We start from the raw sequence: 18,899 nt of genomic DNA on the forward strand, positions 1-18,899 counted from the left end.
TGAGACTGAAACTTTTAATGCAGTATTAAATACTTTTTCAGTTGCCTTCCCGTAGCTTACGGATATATTCGGTAGGCAAGTATCCGAAATATTTCTTGAAGCTGGTGGCGAAATAAGAGGGAGTGTTGAAACCTACCATTGTGCTGACTTCAGCTACCGTATATCTGCCGTCTTTGAGTAACTTTGTCGCTTCGTTGAACCGTATCTTGCGGATGAAATCGATAGTCGATTCGCCTGTGATGGCTTTCATCTTCAGGTGAAGGTTGGAGCGACTCATGTTCATTTCGCGGGCAAACTCGTCGGTTGAAAAAGAGGCGTTGTCCATGTTTTTCTCCACGATAGACACGGCACGTTTTAGCAGCGCTTCGTCCATAGCGTTGAAAGTGATTTTTTCCGGTTCTACTTCGAGAGATTTGGAATATCGTTCGATCATTCGGTGACGTGTGCGCATCATATTCTGTATCTTAGTTGTCAGTACAGAGAGCGAGAAGGGTTTAGGAATATAGTCGTCGGCTCCTACCTGCAATCCTTCCATTTGGTGTTTTATATCGGTTTTGGCAGAGAGGATAATTACCGGTATGTGGCAGGTACGAATATTTTGTTTCACGTTCTTGCACAGCTTGATTCCATCCATTACAGGCATCATCACGTCGGTCACAATCACATCCGCTTCGTTTTCTTTTAGAATCTCCAGCGCCTTTTCACCGTTCTCGGCTTCCAAAGTGTTGAACAGCTCCGCAAGTCCGCTCGTCAGGTAATGCCTGATTTCCTGATTATCTTCTACGATGAGGATGGTTCCCCGCTTTTTATCGCGTGATTCCACCGCTTCGGTTGTTTCCGTTTCTGTGTCGATGAAGTACATTTCTTTTGAATTGGTGGAGTATACCTGCTCTTCTTCCGGATTCTCTTCGTCGGCCAATTCCGATACGGCATATACTGCTATCGATTGCGGCAGGCGCACGGAAAAACAGCTTCCTTTGCCTTCTTCACTTTCCAGTTCGATACGTCCGTGGTGTAATTCTACCAGACGTTGTACCAGCGACAAACCGATGCCGCTGCCAACATATTCGCTTTCCACCTGATAAAAACGTTCGAATATCTTCCCTTGCTTGTTGATGGGGATGCCGATCCCCGTATCGCTGACTTGGAGTAGCAGCCATCCGTTGTCTTCTTTCAGGGTGACGGTGATGCTCTGTCCGTTTCCTGTATATTTGAAAGCGTTGGACAAGAGATTGTTCAGTATCAGTTCCAGGTAATTGGGGTCGAAAAGCATCTCTTTCTCTTCCAGTTCAGAATGTAGTGAGTACGCAATATTCTTATGGCGAGCCAACTTGTCGTAATACCGGAAATTTTCGGAAACGAGGCGGTGAGCATTCCCTTTTTTCACTTTGAGTTCGAATACACCCAGCTCAGCGCGGCGGTAGTCCATCAACTGATTCACCAGATGAAGCAGACGGTTTGCGTTTCGCCCGATATATTCGAGTTGGTTGCGTGTCCATCGGTCGCTGATTCTATTGATAATCTCCTGTAACGGAGCCAGAATCAAGGTGAGCGGCGTACGTAATTCGTGAGAAATATTGATGAAGAATCGCATCTTCATTTGATTAATTTCCTCTTGCTGTTCCTTGTCTCTCCGTTCCATTTCCAACTCTGCGGCCATACTCTTGCGCATCCAGAAAAAGCGGAAAACGAATGTGAGAAAAGCTATGAAAGCAATGAGAAATAACAGGAGAGCCCACCACGTCTTATACCATACCGGAAGAACGATAATTTCCAAAGTAGTAGGTGTTGTATTCCATTTGCCGTCGCTATTGGCAGCTTTTACATGGAAGTGATACGTGCCTTGCCGCAAGTTGGAGTATGATACCGTACGTTTATCTGTCAGGTAATACCATTCTTTATCATATCCTTCCAATTGGTAGGCAAACGTATTGTGTTGTCCGGAGATATAATTGGATACGACGAACTCAAGTGAAAAAGCCGTTTGCGATGATTTCAAAGTGATACGTTTCGTTTCGCTGATGTTTTTGGTCAGGATACCGGTTTCATCATCGGGACGAACGGTTTTGTTGAACAATTGTAATCGTGTAATGACTACCGGAGGTGCATAAGGATTGTCGAGCAGCAACTCCGGGCGGAAAGTTGTAATGCCTTCGATACCGCCGAAATACATCTGTCCCGTGGAAGTACGGCAATAAGAAGACGTAAACTGATTGCTCTGAAGTCCGTCCGATTCGGTAAAGTTGCGAAATTTTTCCGTTTCCGGATGAAAGCAGGCAATTCCCCGGTTCGTACTTAACCATATCTGTCCCGAAGAATCTTCTAAGATACCGTATACGACATTGTTGGGCAATCCTTTTGCAGTGGTGTAGCGGTTGATCTTCTTCTTTTTCTCATTGAAACAATAGACTCCTTCCCGTGTACCGATCCAAAAGATACCGTTGGAAGATTCGTAAATGCAGTTCACAAACGCTTCAGTAATGGATGATTTTGGGAAGACTGATTCTCTTTGCAATTCGCCTTTGTGCTGAGTGTAGACCGAAATTCCTTCCTCTCCTCCAATCCACAAACGTTTTTCGGAATCGCGGAACAACGTGGTAATCCGTTTGGCGGTAAACAATGTTCCATTTTTCTCTTTTTCAACGGTTGTGAAAGATTGCTTGCGTGGTTCGAATCGCACAAGCGCGCCTAATGTTCCGAGCCATAATCCGCCTTCTTCATCGGGAAGAATGGCATATACATTTTCATTGATCAGTTCGCTGTTTTTTTGGTCAAAGTGCTCTACCTTGCCGGTGGAGCGATGAAGAATATTCAATCCTCCGGCATGTGTTCCTATGTATACCAGTCCGCCGGGTTCATCCAGATAAACGGCCTTGATATTGTTGGAACCCATACCTCTTTCCCGTTCGCTTTCTTGCAGGGTGTAATGTGTGAATTGCCCGTTAGCTGTGTTGTATAGGTTTAATCCTCCATCGTTTGTACCGATCCATAGATTCTTATCCTTATCTTCGACGATGCAGCTCACCACATTATCGCTGAGCGAATTTTTGTAGGGTATGCGGCGTATATTTTTAAAGCGGTTCCTGATAGGGTGGTAGTAGTTCAGACCACCGAAGTAAGTACCCAGCCACATGCCTCCTTGCGAATCCATGAATATGCTACGTACAGAACGTTGCGACAGGCTTCCGTTTTCCGTCGGGCTGCTACCGTAGGATATAAACGAATCGGTTCCTTCTTGAAAAATATTCAAATCATTCAGTGTACCTATCCAGAGCCGGTTTTGTCCGTCGAGTGCCAGAGAGCGGATATAGTTCGAACTGATGCTTTTTGAATCGGATGCGGAATGGAGATAATTTTTAGCCTTTTTTGTTTTGGGATTGATGAGAAAAAGTCCATGTCCTTCGGTGGCGACCCATACTTGTGTAGGAGATTGCTGTAGTACAGCTTGAATCTGTTTGTCGTCGAGTGCTGGGGTTAATTTCTGAAGAGTACGTTCCGACACGGAATAGCAGAAAAGTCCTTTATTGAAGGTTCCGATATAAATGTGGTTTCCCGATCTGTACAAGGTGGAAACGGGTAATTCACGCATTTGTCGGTTAAGTGGGGCTGCGGTGAATACAGATGATTTTACATCGAAAAGAGTAAGCCCTTCGGAAGTGTTGATAAGCAGTTGGTCGGGAGTGATTTCAGCAATGGCGTTGACGGAAATGTGTCCCCTCTTTTTCTGATAAAAGAAGTTCTTAAATTGATCTTTTTCTTCGTCATAACATGATAAACCGTCGCGTGTTCCTATCCAGATACGTCCCCGACTGTCTGCTTTGACTATTCTTGAGATATCGTTTGGTATGCTGTTGGGATTCGATTCATCATGTCGGTATACAGTAAAGGCATAGCCGTCGTATTTGTTTACTCCGTCGTATGTGGCAAACCACATGTTGCCTCGCTTGTCTTGGTCTATCGAGAACACTGTACTTTGCGACAGTCCTTCGTTAATCGATATATGAGAAAAAGTAATCTGATCCGAAGCGGCAAAAGTAAAATTTGCTCCGACACATAAGAAGAGCAGGTAGAAAATGATATCTTTGAGGCTGAACATTAATTAAGTTCTAAACAATTAAATTTGCCTCAAAGATAATCATATCTTTTTAATACCCGGTGATATAGAATGAAAAACTGTATGTTTTTCTTATTTGGATAAGTCGCCTATCTGATTCAGACTCTTTTGTATGTCTTCATCAGAAAGTGAGTAATTGATCAGATCGCCCGAGAGATATTTGTCGTAAGAAGCCATGTCGATAAGCCCGTGTCCGGAGAGATTGAAAAGGATGACTTTTTCTTCTCCCGTTTCTTTGCATTTGTTTGCTTCGCGGATGGCGGATGCAATGGCGTGGCAAGATTCCGGAGCCGGAATAATTCCTTCCATCTGGGCAAACAGGTATCCGGCTTCGAATGATTCCAATTGAGGAATATCGGTAGCTTCCATCAGACCGTCTTTCAGCAATTGAGAAACAATAACGCCTGCGCCGTGATAACGGAGACCACCGGCATGAACATGAGCCGGAGAGAAGTTATGTCCCAATGTGAACATCGGAAGTAAAGGAGTATATCCGGCTTCATCACCGAAATCGTATTGGAATTTTCCTCTTGTCAGTTTAGGGCAGGAAGCAGGTTCTGCTGCGATGAATCGGGTCTTTTTGCCGTTCAGGATGTTGTGTCTCATGAAAGGGAAAGAGATTCCGCCAAAGTTTGAACCGCCGCCGAAACATCCGATCACCATATCCGGATATTCGCCTGCCATCTCCATTTGTTTTTCGGCTTCCAAGCCGATTACTGTTTGATGCAGGGTAACGTGGCTGAGTACCGATCCCAGTGTGTATTTGCAATTGGGAGTGACACGTGCCAATTCGATGGCTTCCGAGATAGCTGTTCCCAGTGACCCCTGATAATTGGGATGAGCAGTCAGAATGTTTTTGCCCGCGCGTGTAGACATGGAAGGCGACGGAGTGACTTGCGCTCCGAAAGTTTGCATGATGCTGCGGCGGTAGGGTTTTTGCTCATAACTGATTTTTACTTGGTAAACGGCTGCTTCCAAACCGAATACTTTAGCCGCATAGGAGAGGGCGGCTCCCCATTGTCCGGCTCCTGTTTCGGTGGTGATGTTCGTCACCCCTTCTTGTTTGCAGTAATAAGCCTGTGCCAATGCCGAGTTCAGTTTGTGTGAACCGATGGGGCTGACACTTTCATTTTTAAAATAGATATGTGCAGGAGTGCCAAGTGCTTTTTCCAATCCATAAGCACGTACGAGTGGGGTGCTGCGATAATATTTATACATTTCACGCACTTCTTCAGGAATTTCAATCCAGGCATCAGTCTGATTTAGTTCCTGACGGCACAGCTCTTCGGCGAAGATGGGATACATATCTTCAGCCTTCAACGGTTGTTTGGTTGTCGGATGCAACGGAGGCATCGGCTTGTTTACCATGTCGGCTTGTATATTATACCAGTAATGCGGAATTTCTTCTTCAGGCAGAATATACCTTTTTTTCTTGTCACTCATAGCTAATCTTTGTTTTTCTAAAATTTGCCGTCAAAATTAGACAAAAAAATAAGAATCAGATAGTTTTATGATTAAAGAATAGGTTTTGTTATTTGATTTTTGCTATTTTTGCGTTTGATATCAATACATAGAGTCAGGATGAAAAAGGTTATTTGCATACTTGGTTTGTCGTTGTCGTTTATTGCGGCGGCTTGTAGCAGTAAAGGAGGAAGTGCTAAGGAAATCTCGAACATTACAGGAATGGATTCTGTAGATGCCGACGGATTGCAGCGTATGCAGGTTTCTACGGTCGAGACCCGGATTAACTTCAAAGATAAAGAATATCGTTCGGTAGTTTCGCGTATGCCCGACGAAACCCTTCCGCATGTGACTAATGACATGGGAGATATTTATGTAGACAATAAGATTACGTTGAAGCTGACGCGAAGTGGTGAAACGGTGTTGAACAAGACGTTTACAAAAGCTGATTTTGCGTCTGTAGTTGAGCTTGATTTTTTGAAAAAATCTATTTTGGAAGGACTTGTATTCGATAAAACAACTTCGCATGGCATTGTTTATGCCGCCAGTGTCTGTTATCCTCAGACCGATTTGTATGTCCCGCTTTCCATTATTGTTACCCCTGATGGCAAGATGAGTATTGAAAGGGTGGAATCGCTGGAGGAAGCTTACAATGAAAAACGGGAGAATAATGGTATCATCTCCCGTTGAGAACTGAATGAAGTTGTGAAACATTTCTCCGCTGGCATAGCGCATAATAATATGTCTTACTTTGGCTCTTTTCGTATATTTACGTTCTATATTTGTGATACGTTTTACCTCTCTTCCATATTCATGCGGATGGTTTGGGGTGAAATATATGTTTATCCAATAGGTTCTTTATTCTTTGATATATTGCAGATTACATTTGCTGATAATCTTTTGCCAGCCCTCCTTCGCTGGTTTCTTTGTAGAGTGACGGAAGGTCATGCCCGGTCTGTTTCATAACTTGAACTACCTTGTCGAAAGAAACACGATGCATCCCGTCGGTGAAAGCCGAATAGAGATTTGCGTCCAAAGCACGGGCGGCAGCATAAGCATTACGCTCAATACAAGGTATCTGAACCAGTCCGCATACCGGATCACAAGTCATTCCGAGATGATGCTCCAATCCCATTTCCGCAGCATATTCGATTTGTGCAGGACTGCCTCCGAACAACTGATTCGCAGCTGCTGAAGCCATAGCGCAAGCTACGCCGACTTCTCCTTGACAGCCCACTTCGGCTCCGGAGATGGATGCGTTGTGCTTGACGATATTCCCCACCAAGCCCGCTGTAGCCAATGCACGCAATATGCGCATGTCACTAAACTCCCGGCTTTGTTGCAAATGATAAAGCACTGCCGGCATTACTCCGCAAGAACCGCAAGTGGGAGCAGTGACGATTTTACCACCGGAAGCATTCTCTTCGCTTACCGCCAATGCATAGGCAAAGACGAGCCCTCGTGAACGTAGCGACTGTTTGAATCCTGTTGCACGGATATAATAGGTTGAGGCTTTACGTCGCAGGTTTAAGGGACCCGGTAATACCCCTTCCGCTTCCAAACCTCGATGAATGGCTTCTTTCATTGTACTCCATACTTCTGCCAGATAATCCCATATATCTTCCTCCTCGCATTGTTTCACGTATTCCCAATAGCTTCTACCCGTTTGTTCGCACCAGCCCAATATTTCGGTCATAAGATGCATATCATATACTTCAGGGCTTTCGATAGTCGATGTTTCATTGTTTTCTGCAAGAGCGCCTCCTCCGATGCTATAAACAGTCCAGTTTCCCAACAGCTTATGATTGGCGTTGAATGCTGCAAAAGTCATTGCATTGGGGTGAAAAGGCAGGAAAACTTTCGGTTGCCATACGATTTCTACCGGTGCCGTAGGTTGTAATGTGTCGATGATCGCCACATCCGTCATGTGCCCTTGTCCGGTAGCGGCCAGACTTCCGTAGAGTGTAACTTTGAATGAAGCGGCGTCGGGATAACGCGTGAGAAAAGTTTCTGCAGCTTTGCGAGGTCCCATAGTGTGGCTGCTCGATGGGCCTGTTCCTATGCGATATAGTTCTTTGATTGATTTCATGTTTTAATAGGGTGTTTGTTAATACCATTTCTTTTTTCTAAAGTATATGAATACAATTACTCCGATGATAAGCATTAATATCCAGGCGAATAAATAACCGTGTTTCCAATTGAGTTCGGGCATGTTTTCGAAATTCATGCCCCATACTCCTGCCAGAAATGTAAGCGGAATGAAAATAGTAGATACAATGGTAAGACGTTTCATTATATCGTTCATTCGCAAATCGTTGTTGGAAATATAAAGGTCGACTAAAGAAGAGAGAGTTTCTCTACAAATTTCAATGGTTTGAAGTACAAATTGCAAATGATCGTTTACGTCATTGAAAAAAATACGATTGGCTTTATGTATAAGCAGATTTTCGGTGCGTAATAATCTAACGTATTGTTCTTTGAGCGGTAAAACCGTTTTTTTTATCATCATATATTCACGGCGAAGTGTTTGAATCTGGATTCCAATTTTATTCTCACCGGTAATATTGAGCATTTCTTCTTCCAAATCTTCAAGAGCATCCTCGATGAACGAGACTGTGGAAATATAGTTGCTCATTACGCTGTTCAGAAGTACACTGAATAGATAGTCACTTTGCCGTTGCCTTATTTTGAGAATATCGTTTCGTAAAGCGTTGATTACATCGTCGAAAAAATCTGTTTCTTCTTCCAAAAAAGTCAGAATAAAGTTGTTTCCTAAAATAATGCAGACCTGTTGTTGAAGCTTTTCCTTTTCTTCTCCTTCTTGTATATCTTTGTTTCCATCATTTTTTTTCTTTTCAATTTTGAATATTTTTAATATCAAGACAATATGCTTTTCGCTTTCTTCTATTTTAGTGGGATGATTTGCATTAAGAATATCTTGTAAAGTGAGAAAGTTTATTTCAAAACGTTCACAAATCTGTCGGATGATTTCAGTATTGTTCATTCCGTGTATCTGCAACCAGTTAATCTGTTCTTCATCTAAAGTTGCGTCAAGTGCTTGCAGGCTGCTTCCGTTAGCTTCCTCCATTTTAATAGCGCTATATGTGCAGAGATGAAGATGCGTAGGGGTAGTGCTTTCCCCTGTATAGATAAGCTTTTCACTCAAGAGGTTGTTGTTCATATTCTTTGTCAGTTTTGCAGATATTTCTTTAAAATAGGAGCGAGGCTTGTTGTGTCTTACGAGCAAAGTTAGTTGTTTTTATCATCAGAACAAGGAGTTCTGATGAAATATTTCAAGTTACTCTAAATCGACTATTGTAATTCCCGCTCCTCCGAATTGTACATGCTCGTCTGAAAAATGCCGGATACCTTGTACTGTTGACAGATATTCGCGGATGAGAGTGCGTAAAATGCCCGTTCCTGTGCCGTGAAGAATGCGTACGCGGTCCATGCCGATTAGAATGGCATCGTCGATAAAATAAGTGACGGCTTGTAAGGCTTCGTCTCCACGCATCCCTCGAACATCGATATCTTGCTTGAAGCTAAGTTTCTTTTCATACATCTGATCGTGTGTTTGCGTACTGATAAAAGTACTTTTGGCAATTCCTTCGGTTTTGGGTATGGTTTGCGTACGTTCCAGGCGCTCGGTCTTTACAGTGGTTTTAATACTTCCGAAAACTACTATGGCATTCTTCCCATTTATTTCCATCACTTGCCCAATGCTGGTTTGTCCCTTTATTTTTACGTATTCGCCGACACTGATGGAATTGGGCTTGGCAATAACGACTGTGGATGGCGCTCCCGGGCGGGGAGCGTTTTTCTTGTTTTTCTTCCGCTCTTGTTTTTCTTTCAGCCTTTCCATCTTACGCGCGATTTTCTCCTCCAGCTCTTTGGAAGCAATCGTCTCCAGCGAAGTGCGGAAATCGTTTAACTCTTGTCGCGCCATTCTGGTTTTTTCTTTCTCAGCTTGAGCTTCTTTGATGGTACGAATTGTATTCTCAATGCGCGCGTTCGATTCCTGCAACATTCGTTCCGCTTCTTCTTTTGCCTGACGGATGATTTCTTTTCGTGATTTTTGCAATTCTTCCATCTCCTTTTGGTAACGAGCAATCGTTTCCTCCATTTGCTTTTCCCGTTGCCGAATCGTTTGGCGCTTTCCTTCCCAGTAACGTTTGTCGCGTACGATGTCCTGCAGATATTTATCGGCATTGATATATTCACTGCCCACGATTTCAGATGCGTCTGAAATGACTTCCTCCGGCAATCCTATCTTTCGTGCTATTTCCACTGCGAACGAACTGCCCGGATTCCCTATTTGCAGTTGAAAGAGAGCTTGCATTAAATGCCGGTCGTATAACATTGCTCCGTTAACCACTCCTTCATGATCTTCGGCAAAATGTTTTAGATTTTGATAGTGAGTCGTAATCACTCCGAATGTTTGTTTCTCGTTGAAACGTTTCAAAACAGCTTCGGCGATAGCGCCGCCTATCTGCGGTTCTGTCCCCCCTCCGAACTCATCGATCAGTATCAAGCTGCTTTCGTTGCAGTGTTTCATCATCATTTTCATGTTGGTGAGGTGCGAGGAATAAGTACTCAAATCATCTTCGATAGACTGTTCATCGCCAATGTCGATGAATATGCTGCTGAATATGCCGGCGCGGCTGCGTTCGTGTACGGGGATCAACATTCCGCACTGCAACATATATTGTAGCAAGCCGACTGTTTTCAGGCAGACAGACTTCCCTCCGGCATTCGGTCCGGAAATAATAAGGATGCGTTGCTTTCGGTTGAGTTCTATATCCAGGGGGACCACTTTCTTACTATGTTTTGCCAATGACATTTGAAGCAAAGGATGTACTGCCATTGTCCAATCTATTAAGCGGTTGTTTTCTATTGCCGGTTTTAAACTTCCCGTTTGTATAGCAAAAAAACTTTTGGCGCGGATGAAGTCTATTTCTGCCAGAAACTCATACGACTGTAGAATCTCGGGGATGGCAGGGCGCAAAATATTTGAGAGTTCGGTTAAAATGCGAATGATTTCCCGTCGTTCGTCTCCCTCCAATTCCCTGATGCGATTGTTGGCTTCCACTACTTCCGCCGGTTCTATGAAGACGGTCTTCCCGCTGGCAGATTCATCGTGAACGATTCCTTTTATCTTTCGTTTAAGTCCCGGGGCAACAGGAATAACCAGGCGGCCGTCACGCAGAGTCGGAGCGACATCTTTATCCACATATCCTTCCGATTGCGCGTTGCGTAGAATCTGGTTTAGCGAACGGGAAATGCTCCCCATCGTATTGGAGAGCTCGCGTCGTATACGGGCAAGTTCGGCGGAAGCATTGTCTTTTATCTTTCCATATTTATTAAGAATGCCGTCTATTTTGCCAATCAGTTGGGGAAACACCGCGATATCCCCTGCCAGCAGCTTTAATGACGGATATGGAGTGTTTTCCTCTTCTTCATTTCGGTTCAGAAAACGCACGATATTCCGAATAGTTTCCAATGATCTCCGCAAATCGAACAATTCTTGCTCATCCAGATACATCCCTTCTATTCGTACTCGTTTGAGCGATGGGCGGACATCAAAAAAGAATTGATCGGGGAAACAGTCTTCTTCTCGGATAATGTGAACGAACTCCGTTACTTGATTTATTTTCTCGTTTATTTCTTCGTATTTTTGAGAGAAGCTCATTTCAGCAACCCGTTCTTCACCCAGAGTGCTTAGACATTTATCTTTCAGTAATTGCCTGATCTGTTTAAATCCTATTTTATGTTCGAAATTTTGGGGATATATCATTATTATACTACTTTAATAGTTGCTATACGTTCTGCGTCAGATTGTTTACTTATTTATCTCTGTTAAGATTCTAAGTAGCTTGCAAAAATACAATTTATTTCCAAAAAAATGGATGAAAACATTTGTATATTTAAAAAGGATTCGTACCTTTGCACCGCTTTTAAAAGAAAGCGCTTCCGATCGGGAAGCCTTGGAGAGGTGGCAGAGTGGTCGATTGCGGCGGTCTTGAAAACCGTTGTACCGCGAGGTACCCGGGGTTCGAATCCCTGTCTCTCCGCCAGTAAATGTTGAATACCAATAATTTACAGAATTAACGCCCGGTTTTACTTCGAGAAATGTAAAGCCGGGTGTTTTATTTAAAAGAGTTATGAATGTACTATTTTTAGCTTGAGCTATTGTTTCGATGAAATGAGTACGCGATTTTCCTTCAGTAAGATCTATTTCGAATATTTTTCTCTTCTAATATTTGATTTTCTGTTTGTATACTTCGTATCTTGACCTGATGTCACGTACAAAATTGTATGTCTCTATACCCCGGAAATATCCGTTCTTACAGACAGGATCGTTGAAGTATTCTTCACTGCTTTTAAGCAAGATGTAGTTTTCCACATTATCTTTCCAGATATATTTATTTTTCCCATACTTATCAGCCAGAGCCATAGCGTCATAAATATGCCCTAAACCGGCATTGTATGAAGCCAGAATAAAGTTTAGCCGCTCTTCTTTATCTTTTACGACCCTTAAGCTACGGTCGGTGGAGGCTATGTATTTGACTGCCGCCTTAATACTTTCTTCGGCATTTTGCTCTTTCCCTTGAGGCACTCCCATCGCTCTTGCTGTTGCAGGCATAAGTTGCATCAGTCCTTTGGCGCCTGCCCAGGAAACCACCGTAGTGTCGAAGTTTGATTCGGTATATGCCAAAGAAGCGAGCATACGCCAATCCCAGTCAATTTCCTTGGCATATTTTTTAAATAGACCGTCGAAATGTGATATTTTCCCTTTTTCCAAAGATAGGATGGGTGAATGCGGAGCTGTTTTACTGTTCTCGAAATAACGCTTCATACTTGCCGTATATGCAGGAGAAGCCATGTTTTCTTTCTGCCATTGGTCGGCGGCTTCGGCTAACTTCGGGCAATCCCTGCGCACTGCCCAAGAAGAACGCTGATCGAAGCTGATGGAAAGATTTATGTTTAGATTGGGGTAGTAGGTCTTGTTCAATTTTGCAATATCATTATCGGCTACCGTGTATGATATTTTCCCTTGAGCAACTTGTGTTATCAATTCTTCCGATGTAATACTGTCACTGCTTACTTTATGAATATGGATCCCACCTCCTAATTCTTTGTTCAGATTGTTCAGACGGTCATAAAATCTTCCGGGTTTTACGTATACGTCTTTTCCTACAAGATCGGTAACATCCTTTAGTAACGGATATTTCCCGTTTGCCTGCTGTATGATGACCTGATGAGTAATTACGTCTTCACCGCAAAACAAAAGGCTGTCTTTCCACTCTTTGGTAATGGGTAGGTTGTAGGCAATCATGTCTCCTTCGCCTGCAATAAGTTTTTCAATAAGCTCTTGAACGTTATTGGCTACTTTAATCTTGAGGTTGAGGCCAAGGCTTTTCGCAAATTGTTCGCTCAGTTCGTACTGGAATCCCATTTCCTGACCTCGGTATATGAAATAAGAAGTAGAACTGTAGAGTGTTAGCACCACCAACTCACCGCTATCTTTAATCTGTGGAAGATCGTGTGCCGTTTGTTTCTCTTTACCGTAATGCTTGTTTCGGCATCCCATGCAGCAGAAAAACAAAAGGCATAGAAGCATGACAAATGCTTTAGTGCCCTTTTTAAATTTCTTATTTTTCATTTTTTAGGTGCTTCTTGATATACATTGTTAATATATCAACGGCTATTTTATTGTTACCGCCTTCGGGAATAATAAGGTCTGCGTATCTTTTGCATGGTTCGATGAATTGCAGATGCATCGGCTTTAAGACCCTTGTGTATCGTTCCATGACGGCTTCGGCTGTTCGTCCGCGTTCTACAACATCTCTTTGAATGACTCGAATCAAACGTTCGTCCGGATCGGCATCTACAAATATTTTAAGATCCATCATGCTGCGTAGTTTTTTATCGCACAGAGCGAGGATGCCTTCAATGATGATAACTTCACGCGGTTCGATGTGAATAGTTTTGGATTGACGTGTACAAGTCAGATAGGAATAAGTGGGCTGTTCAATGCTTTTTCCCTCTTTTAACATTCCCACGTGTTTAGAGAGCAGACTCCATTCAAAAGCGTCCGGATGGTCGAAATTGATATTTTGACGTTCATCGACGGGGACATGACTGCTGTCTTTATAGTATGAATCTTGGGGTAATAAGACAACCTCTCCTGCGGAGAGGCTGTCGATTATTTTTCTTACAACGGTGGTTTTTCCCGATCCTGTTCCACCGGCTATTCCTATTATTAACATCTCTTTATAATGTAATTTGAACTAAATGGAGTATTTTTGCGTCATTTAAATATGTTACAAATATAGAAACAATTCATTAAACTAGCAACGTATGGTAAAACACATTGTATTATTTAAATTGAAAGACGAAGTCTCGACTGATAGAAAAATAGAAGTAATGAATAGTTTTAAGAAAGCTATCGAAGCGCTTCCGGCAAAGATTTCAGTCATTCGGAAAATAGAAGTGGGACTGAATATAAATCCGGGAGAGAGCTGGAATATAGCTCTTTATAGTGAGTTTGATACGTTGGAAGATGTGAAGTTTTATGCCGGTCATCCCGATCACTTGGCGGCAGGAAAGATTTTGGCCGAGACGAAGGAAAGCCGATCGTGTGTGGATTATGAAGTATAACCCTCTAAAATGATAAAAATGAAAAAGCTTTTCTTGCTATTATTTTTCAGCATGGCTGCTTATGCATTGCAAGCTCAAATCAAAGAACCTGTAAAATTTAAAACGGAGTGGAAGAGTCTTTCCGACTCTGAAGCGGAAATAATATTCGCCGGTATTATTGATAACGGTTGGCATGTATATTCAACGGAGCTGGGTGATGGTGGTCCAATCTCGGCAACGTTCAATATTGACAAGAAAGAAGGAGTCGAACCTGTCGGGAAATTAAGATTTGCGGGTAAAGAAATTGAAGCTTATGATAAGCTTTTCGAAATGAAGGTTCGCTATTTCGCAAATTCTGTGCAATTTATTCAGAAAGTAAAGCTGACCGGCGGTCCCTATTCGATAGAGGGATATTTGGAATATGGAGCATGTAATGATGAAAGTTGTCTTCCTCCCACACAAGTGTCGTTTAAATATTCGGGGCAATCCAAATCTGCCCCTGCTTTGCCTGCGGCTCCGGTTGTAAAGGAAGAAAAAATAAAAAAAAACGAACCTGACTCAGCTGTAATTGCTACAATTCCGTTTGCCACGGATTCCGCCTCTGCGGAAATGGGGGAGGCGGATTTTGCCACAGGCGATTTATGGAAACCCGTGATTACAGAATTGCAAGCTTTGGGAGAGGAGCAGGCAGGAGCAGATAAAACATGGCTTTATATCTTTATTGCGGGTTTCTTAGGCGGTTTGCTGGCATTGTTCACTCCCTGCGTGTGGCCTATCATTCCGATGACGGTCAGTTTTTTCTTAAAACGCAGCAAGGACAAGAAAAAAGGAATCAGAGACGCATGGACGTATGGGGCTTCCATTGTGGTTATTTATGTGACTTTAGGGGTTGCCATTACGCTTATTTTCGGTCCCAGCGCATTGAATGCGTTATCTACAAATGCTATTTTCAATATATTCTTTTTCTTGATGCTGGTGGTTTTTGCCGCTTCTTTTTTCGGTGCGTTCGAGATAACACTGCCTTCGAAATGGAGTAATGCGGTGGATAGTAAAGCCGAGTCGACTACCGGGCTATTGAGTATTTTCTTGATGGCATTTACTTTGGCATTGGTTTCTTTCTCTTGCACGGGCCCCATCATCGGTTTGCTGTTGGTGCAAGTGTCCACTATGGGCAGTGTGATAGCTCCTACCATTGGAATGTTGGGTTTTGCCATTGCATTGGCTTTACCTTTTACATTGTTCGCTTTGTTTCCCACATGGTTGAAATCCATGCCGAAATCGGGCGGGTGGATGAATGTGATCAAAGTCACGCTTGGATTCTTGGAGCTGGCTTTTGCCTTGAAGTTCTTGTCTGTTGCCGATTTGGCCTACGGCTGGAGAATTCTTGACCGGGAAACTTTTTTGGCGTTGTGGATTGTGATTTTTGCTTTGCTTGGTTTTTATTTGTTGGGAAAAATCAAATTTCCGCATGATGACGATGAATACAAAGTGGGGGTTACACGCTTTTTCATGGCTCTTATATCGTTGGCTTTTGCGGTATATATGGTTCCGGGATTATGGGGCGCGCCTTTGAAAGCAGTGAGCGCTTTCGCTCCGCCGATGAACACGCAAGATTTTAATCTTTATAAGAATGAGGTGCACGCCAAGTTTGACGATTATGACCTTGGGATGGAATATGCCCGTCGCAATGGTAAGCCTGTGATGCTCGACTTTACGGGATATGGTTGTGTGAACTGTCGTAAAATGGAGGCTGCCGTTTGGACCGATACGAAGGTGAGCGACTTGATGAATAATGATTATGTGCTCATTACGCTATACGTAGACAATAAAGATCCGTTGCCCGAACACATAAAGGTTTCGGAGAATGGAAAAGAACGTACTTTGCGTACTGTAGGAGACAAATGGAGTTATTTACAGCGTGTAAAGTTCGGCGCTAACGCCCAACCTTTCTATGTGTTGATCGATAATCAGGGAATGCCGCTGAATAAGTCTTATGCTTATGATGAAGATGTAGATAAATACGTTCAGTTCTTGCAAACAGGTCTGGATAATTATCGAAAGAAATAACCGATATTGTTTTTTGCATAAGGGGTGTCCGAAAAGTTTGTATTTTCGGACACTTTTTTTGTTATGTACATCGCCTAACATTATGGATATCTTCGAAACAAAGATGAGGCATGATACATCCGCCCTTGCCGGTTCTTGCAAAATCAACTCCTTGATGTAAATGGAAAAACGAGCGTCAACTTGTAATAAAAATAAGTATTAACTGAGTCAACCGACTTTGAAAATAAGTCGTAAAGTGGTCAACTAAAAACATTAAACCACACAATCTTCAATATAAACCACAGTGAAGCAAAAGTTTCCCACTTGTGAAGCAAAAGTTTCCCACTTGTGAAACAAAAGTTTCCCACTTGTGAAGCAAAAGTTTCCCACTTGTGAAACAAAAGTTTCCCACTTGTGAAACAAAAGTTTCCCCGTGGGGAAACAAAAGTTTCATCGGTGGGAAACAAAAGTTTCCCCAGTGGGAAACTAAAGTGTCAATAGCATGAAACAAACCGAATGCTTATTCGTCGGTTCCGAATTTCCTGATTCCTTCTTAACTTGAATCTATGTAATGCCTGTAAAAAAGAAGAGAATGATTCTTTGAAATTTAAATGTAATGCCTATTTTTGTTGCTCTTTTATGTAAAATATGAAAAATGTTGATTAAAACAGAAAGGTCGAAATGTGTTGTATGCCTTTTTATCGGTCTGTTTTGTCAGAGTTTTATCAACCTTATATTAATACAAAATGAAATACCAGCTTAATTTGAAGAGGAGAATCTTTCTTCCTGTTATTCTTTTGCTTGCTTCGGCTTGCGTAAACCACATTTCCGAAGAAAATGAAATTACAGACAATGCCCATATTCCTTTAAGAATTTCCGGAGGCATAAAAACAAGAGTTGCCGATAATAAATTTCAGGAGGGCGATGAGGTCGGCCTGTTTGCCCTCATAGAGTCTACCACGCTAAAAGAAGAACGCTATGTAGATAATATGAGATTCGTATATTCTTCTGATGGAGAGCTTGTCTCGGACGAAATAGTCTATTATCCGGACGAGAATGTGAAACTGAATCTGATTAGTTATTATCCTTATCGGGCAGAAGGGGTGAAGATAGGCGAAAGTACCATGCAAGTAGAAACAGAAGCGGATCAGTCTGTTCCGGCCAATCTTTCCCAATCCGATTTCCTTCTTGCCGTCCATAAAGCTGTCGAACCCGCCGAAGCTCCGGTTCCTTTAATTTATGATCACAAATTCTTTCGTTTAAGAGTCTCCATAAAGCCCGAAGAAGGCGAGGATATAGGCGTTTTGTTACAGAGCGACCCTAAGTTGTCCGTTTCAGGCTTCTACAGAAAAGCCGTATATGATCTTCAGAAAGATTGTTATTCTTCTTATTCGGCTGAACAAGAGATGACTGCCGCCGGAAAATGGGAAATAAAAGACGGATGTTTGGTTGGGAAAGAATTTATCCTTATCCCGCAGAAAACGCAGGAAGATCATCAATACCTGACCTTGAATGTCGATGGAAAAGATTATATCAGCCGGCTAAGCTCCTTATTGGATATAAAAAGCGGGAAACAGCGGGAAGTGCAAATTTCTTTTGCAAGTGCCGAAGATGTATTGCTCAATCATCTGAATGGAGAGATTCGCGATTGGGAAGATGGGGGAAAAGAAGATATTGCATCGGACTTGATGCATAATTATATAGATATTTCTGAATTATCGTTTGAAGAGTCTGATGTATATAAAGTGTTGAGCCGGGGAAAACAAGTGGCGGAGATATGTAAAGAGTATCTCGTTGCTCGCGATGAATTTGCTTCACAAGCCATTGTTGCTTATCCGGTGAAGGAAGGAAGAACTGATTTATCCGGAGGAAAAGTCTTGAGATGTTTGGGAAATAAAGAAAATATCCACGGCGGCTCGGTTTCATGGGATATAGATAACAATTCATTGACGTACTTTCCCGGTAAGTTTGCCGAGCGGAATTATCTGTTCGTTTTGGCCGACGGCACAATCGCCTTGTCTTTATCTAAATCCGACAAGCCTTTGCCTGTAATAGCGGTGAGCGATGTGATACGGGATGTGCGCGGCAGTGTGATTCACAGTTACCCCATAGTGAAAATAGGCACGCAATATTGGATGAGAAATAATCTGGAGGCGTCATTATACAGCGACGGGACGGAAATAAATGAGTTGGATACCATTGCCGAGGGAAATGCAGGTTGCTTATTATCTTCCGAAAAAACTTATTTTTATACCATGGGAGCGGTAAATTCTCATAAACTGTTGCCATCCGGCTGGCAGATTCCGGGTTGGAAAGATTGGGAGTTATTAAAAACGTACTTGAAGAACGATGCCTCTGTTTTAAAATCGGGAAACTGGTTGCCTATAAAAGAAGGTGAAACAGTGTTTCAGCCGAATAATCTATCTGGGTTTAACGCTTCTCCGTCAGGGATGGCTTGGCGTAAAATTCAGAAGGAATATGATGGGAAATACGCTGCATATTGGACAATGGATGAAAAAGGCACAGCCGTAGATGCCCAAATCCTTTTGCTGCGAACTGATAAAAATGAAATGGACAGGGGAAAAGCGGCGGCGGATAAAGCTTGCTCTGTTCGTTGCATTCGCAAGTAATCTGATGA

The 18,899-nt window shown here is 42.7% G+C and carries 11 protein-coding genes and 1 tRNA gene; 5 read left to right on the forward strand and 7 right to left on the reverse strand.

Translation table 11 applies throughout. The features are described from left to right. Window positions 1–37 precede the first annotated feature (37 nt). The gene (locus tag C234_RS0113360; protein WP_027326162.1) at window positions 38–4,096 is read right to left on the reverse strand and encodes a hybrid sensor histidine kinase/response regulator transcription factor; all 4,059 of its coding nucleotides are present in this window, start codon (window positions 4,094–4,096) and stop codon (window positions 38–40) included. A gap of 90 nt (window positions 4,097–4,186) precedes the next feature. After that, on the reverse strand, window positions 4,187–5,557 hold the full coding sequence (locus C234_RS0113365; protein ID WP_021645477.1) for a TrpB-like pyridoxal phosphate-dependent enzyme: 1,371 nt from the start codon (window positions 5,555–5,557) through the stop codon (window positions 4,187–4,189). Window positions 5,558–5,695: 138 nt separating this feature from the next. Between C234_RS0113365 and C234_RS0113370 the strand changes: the two genes are divergently transcribed. After that, window positions 5,696–6,265 carry a DUF4738 domain-containing protein gene (locus tag C234_RS0113370; protein WP_027326163.1) on the forward strand — a complete coding sequence of 190 codons (570 nt, stop codon included), beginning with the start codon at window positions 5,696–5,698 and terminating at the stop codon, window positions 6,263–6,265. Between the two features lie 190 nt (window positions 6,266–6,455). Here the strand turns inward: C234_RS0113370 and C234_RS0113375 are convergent, their stop codons facing one another. The 3 genes from C234_RS0113375 to C234_RS0113385 form a co-directional block, all read right to left on the reverse strand. Further along, window positions 6,456–7,664 (reverse strand): L-serine ammonia-lyase, encoded by a 1,209-nt coding sequence (locus C234_RS0113375; protein WP_027326164.1) that lies wholly within the window; start codon window positions 7,662–7,664, stop codon window positions 6,456–6,458. Between the two features lie 18 nt (window positions 7,665–7,682). Beyond that, window positions 7,683–8,756, reverse strand: coding sequence for a magnesium/cobalt transporter CorA (corA, locus tag C234_RS0113380; protein WP_027326165.1), 1,074 nt, complete (start codon window positions 8,754–8,756; stop codon window positions 7,683–7,685). 117 nt (window positions 8,757–8,873) lie between these two features. After that, window positions 8,874–11,369 (reverse strand): endonuclease MutS2, encoded by a 2,496-nt coding sequence (locus C234_RS0113385; protein WP_027326166.1) that lies wholly within the window; start codon window positions 11,367–11,369, stop codon window positions 8,874–8,876. 192 nt (window positions 11,370–11,561) lie between these two features. On the opposite strand from C234_RS0113385, the gene C234_RS0113390 reads away from it, so the two are divergent. Next, window positions 11,562–11,649: transfer RNA gene (locus C234_RS0113390), tRNA-Ser, on the forward strand. Window positions 11,650–11,828: 179 nt separating this feature from the next. On the opposite strand, the gene C234_RS0113395 is transcribed toward C234_RS0113390, so the two are convergent. Continuing rightward, window positions 11,829–13,238, reverse strand: a complete 1,410-nt coding sequence (locus C234_RS0113395; protein WP_051290276.1) for an MltF family protein — start codon at window positions 13,236–13,238, stop codon at window positions 11,829–11,831. Then, on the reverse strand, window positions 13,228–13,845 hold the full coding sequence (udk, locus tag C234_RS0113400) for a uridine kinase (protein ID WP_027326168.1): 618 nt from the start codon (window positions 13,843–13,845) through the stop codon (window positions 13,228–13,230). The genes C234_RS0113395 and udk overlap by 11 nt, the downstream gene beginning before the upstream one ends. 91 nt (window positions 13,846–13,936) lie before the next feature. On the opposite strand from udk, the gene C234_RS0113405 reads away from it, so the two are divergent. From C234_RS0113405 to C234_RS0113420, 3 genes are all read left to right on the forward strand, one after another. Continuing rightward, window positions 13,937–14,236, forward strand: a complete 300-nt coding sequence (locus C234_RS0113405; protein WP_027326169.1) for a Dabb family protein — start codon at window positions 13,937–13,939, stop codon at window positions 14,234–14,236. A gap of 18 nt (window positions 14,237–14,254) precedes the next feature. Next, window positions 14,255–16,282: a protein-disulfide reductase DsbD family protein gene (locus C234_RS0113410; RefSeq protein WP_027326170.1), complete on the forward strand. Its 2,028-nt coding sequence runs from the start codon at window positions 14,255–14,257 to the stop codon at window positions 16,280–16,282. A 725-nt stretch (window positions 16,283–17,007) separates the two neighbouring features. Next, window positions 17,008–18,891 carry a fimbrillin family protein gene (locus C234_RS0113420; RefSeq protein WP_027326171.1) on the forward strand — a complete coding sequence of 628 codons (1,884 nt, stop codon included), beginning with the start codon at window positions 17,008–17,010 and terminating at the stop codon, window positions 18,889–18,891. The last annotated feature ends 8 nt before the right edge of the window (window positions 18,892–18,899 follow it).

Source organism: Bacteroides pyogenes DSM 20611 = JCM 6294, assembly GCF_000428105.1.
Lineage (GTDB): Bacteria > Bacteroidota > Bacteroidia > Bacteroidales > Bacteroidaceae > Bacteroides > Bacteroides pyogenes.